This is a genomic window from Bacteroides sp. NSJ-48 (assembly GCF_014287405.1).
Lineage (GTDB): Bacteria > Bacteroidota > Bacteroidia > Bacteroidales > Bacteroidaceae > Bacteroides > Bacteroides stercoris.
The window spans coordinates 1-3,194 of record NZ_JACOOD010000067.1 but is presented as its reverse complement, the minus strand read 5'-3'; the positions used below and the strand labels follow the sequence as shown (position 1 = coordinate 3,194).

Genomic DNA, 3,194 nt, shown 5'->3' with positions numbered 1-3,194 from the left:
GTGGTGCCGACCATCGGCTTGAAATTTGAAGCCGGCATGTATCTGATAGCAGACGTTCCGGAACGTGCTACAGCCCTGCATTTCTCCATTCTGAACACGGCAGAGTTTGACTGCGTGGTACTGAGCCACAGCGACAAGATAGAGGACATGGAACCGGATTGGGTGGCCAATGAGGAGCATCTGTGTGCCGTTGTGGGCAGTTCGGTGGTGGGCAGTAAACTGCGTGCCTGCATCACCGGAGCTTCGACCACGGCAAGTATGACCTGGACGGACTTCCACTACTACAGCCAGCAGCGGGGTATGCAGCAGATAGATGCGCTGATGCACAGCCGCATCGCGAACCTGAGCTATGCAAAGTACGGGCGCAGGGATATGCAGGAACAATGCGGTGCCGGTCAGCATAACAATAACCGCACAACAGGCGGAACGGCCGAACACGGGATGACAGACACCATCGGCTACGATGAAGCGTATGTCATTAACAACAAAATCACGAATTCGCTGATTGACGGCCTGGTGCACCAGTATGCCTGGTATAAGAGTCGGGACGAATACGGACAGGCGACTGTGGTGCAGGTGAACAATATCTGCTGCCTGGGCTATGAGGACATCTACGGCAACAAGTATGACATGATGGACGGCGTGGATCTGCCGAACGACAGCGGTAACGTGGGCAAATGGCGCATCTGGATGCCTGACGGCAGTATCCGTATGGTACAGGGCAAGAAGGACAGCGGTCAGTGGATTACAGGCGTGGCGCACGGCAAGTATATGGACATGATTCCGGTAGGTAATCTGAACGGATCATCTTCTACTTACTATACCGACATGTACTGGATAAGCACCGCTACAGTCCGTGTGGTCTATCGCGGGTGCAACTATGCGAACGCGTATGGCGGTGTGTCGAATGCGAATGCGGATTACGATGCTTCGGTCACGTATGCGAATGTCGGCTCGCGTCTGGCCTTCCGCGGTAAACTCGTCCGGGCGCAAAGCGTGGCAGCGTATAAGGCGATACGCGAGGTGGCGTAAGCGCAAAGCGCCAAAGCGTGGAGCGAAGCGACTAAAACGAAAGAACGGGATTCGGATGGTTTCCGAATTCCGTTTAAAAGGTATTCAAATACCGGCGAAGCCGGTCGAAATTTTTTAGAATATTGATAGGGTAGGGGAATACAGAACTGAACTGATTTGAGAGTAAACGACCTCAATTTAACTATGTAAAGATAGCAATTTTTGCTGATATTTGCAAGTGAATTTTCTGTTATTTTTAGCCTATAAATGCCTTGTTGAAACGGAATAAAGAGTGCTTTAAATTATACGTTTCGTTTTGTGAAATGAACTTTTCGTTTTGAAATGCGCGAACATTTCGATTTGCGGATTATAAATAGGGATGAATGTACTTTGACTATCCAGTTGCCAAAGGTTTTCCGCACAGTAGATTTGCGTTCCATAATGGTTGCAAATCTTTTCATATACATACCCGTACATGAAAGCAATTTCGGGATAACGGATTTTTCCGTTCACAATGTCTGCTAATACCGCATAAGCATCTTTATCCGTGTTTAGGCTATTGCTGAAAGAATCGTTCAAACAGTCAAGTTCCTGCTTCAACGCAACCTTTAATTGGTTTATAAGCTGATTATCACAAGCCCCGTAAACAGACCTTACCTTATCGGCTTCTATCAAATATGCACAAACAGAGTAACTCATACCTTTTCTTTATTTAATGTTGTCATTCCAATGTACCATGTCGTATGGATAGTAGGGCAACCCTTTCAGGCTGCTATCATTCAGCCCCAAGACCTTGACCAATGCACCGCTTTCAAAACACCAATAACCGTCATGGTTGATACCATATTTATGGTCGTCATGCCAAGATAAATCAGAATGTCCTCGATACCATTCTTTTTTGAGGTATTTTTCTAATCGTTTCATCGCTTCTGCCTTGTCTTGTTCAGCCAACTCTGTAACAGTGATAGCTGCTTGATAGGGTGACGGATATAATACTTTGTTTGTTGTCCTTTCCCAATCAAGAAATCTGTATCTAATCAAGGTGTCATAAATATAGTCTTTTGCTTCCCTGTCTTTTATCAGTTGAACCAAACTTTGTATAAGGTTGTCTTCGTAATCCAACATAATGCCTATTGACAGAAGCCATAACATTTCAATATAAAATCCGTTATCCGTCCAAAATCTCGGCATCGTTTTGAGGGTTTCCACATAATTATTTTTCAGATTATCAATATCCTGTCCCATAGAATACTGTACCAATAAAGAACGAAGCCTATAATTGAACAAAGAATCGTAACCTATATGTTTACCTGAAAGATGCTTTTGTTCATAATAAAGAATTTCTTCATTATACAATTTCAGTTGCTTTAAATACTGTTCTTCTGTAAAAAGTTTATCTCTTGTTTCCATTATGGTACACTGTTTTGATGTTAATGGTTTGACAAGGAGCTGCGTTTAGCAGCTAACTTGGCTTGTTATCAGTGATTTATTTTGCGATACCTGCACATGTAAATTTTAATCCTGTGATTGAATTTTGCTTCACAAAATCTACAAATTCATCTGTGCAATAATAATTGTTATTAAACAGACTATCCCGAAATATGATATATGAACCGATATTTCCTTTATTGAAAATACCATTATTATCCCTCATCATCTTCAAGATTTCTTCATTGCTCTTGGACTCTATATTTAAGGCATCGACTGTATTCAATACATTTATAAAATAATAACCTGAAGCGTTCCCGTCCACATTGACAGGTAAAACTTCTATTTGCCCTTTCAGCTTTTCAGAGAGTAATAAGGAAGTTCTTTTATTTACTATCAGACAACCGGAAAAATAACAAGATGCATCAAACTCCTCACTTCGTTTGTCTTTCTTTTTCCTTTTATCTCTAAACAGTTCCAGACTAAGCCCTTTCCACTCATTAATAAGTGATTGACCATTATAATCCCAAACGCCTTTATTTGACTCATCATCTTCCTTGAATACAAAGAACTTGTAATTATCAAAGTCTTGTCCAATTTCATATATATTCATAATGTTACACTATTTAATTACTGATAATGGTTCAGCAGGGAACGGCTTGCCGTTATCCTGCGTTGTTAATGGTATATTTATATTTTCCCTTTACTATAAAAAGCCTCTAAAACAAAGAGAAACAACGAAAGGAAAATGTATA

2 protein-coding genes and 2 pseudogenes are annotated in these 3,194 nt (G+C 41.6%); 1 reads left to right on the top strand and 3 read right to left on the bottom strand.

The features are described 5' to 3' along the window. Window positions 1-1,032 (top strand): annotated as a pseudogene (locus H8S52_RS18620) (hypothetical protein); the annotation flags it as partial. A 351-nt stretch (window positions 1,033-1,383) separates the two neighbouring features. Here the strand turns inward: H8S52_RS18620 and H8S52_RS18615 are convergent. The 3 genes and pseudogenes from H8S52_RS18615 to H8S52_RS18605 form a co-directional block, all read right to left on the bottom strand. Next, window positions 1,384-1,710 (bottom strand): annotated as a pseudogene (locus H8S52_RS18615) (hypothetical protein); the annotation flags it as partial. A 9-nt stretch (window positions 1,711-1,719) separates the two neighbouring features. Then, window positions 1,720-2,421, bottom strand: a complete 702-nt coding sequence (locus tag H8S52_RS18610) for a PoNe immunity protein domain-containing protein (RefSeq protein WP_005643591.1) — start codon at window positions 2,419-2,421, stop codon at window positions 1,720-1,722. 76 nt (window positions 2,422-2,497) lie between these two features. Next, window positions 2,498-3,052, bottom strand: a complete 555-nt coding sequence (locus H8S52_RS18605; RefSeq protein ID WP_117542726.1) for an imm11 family protein — start codon at window positions 3,050-3,052, stop codon at window positions 2,498-2,500. Window positions 3,053-3,194: the final 142 nt, after the last annotated feature.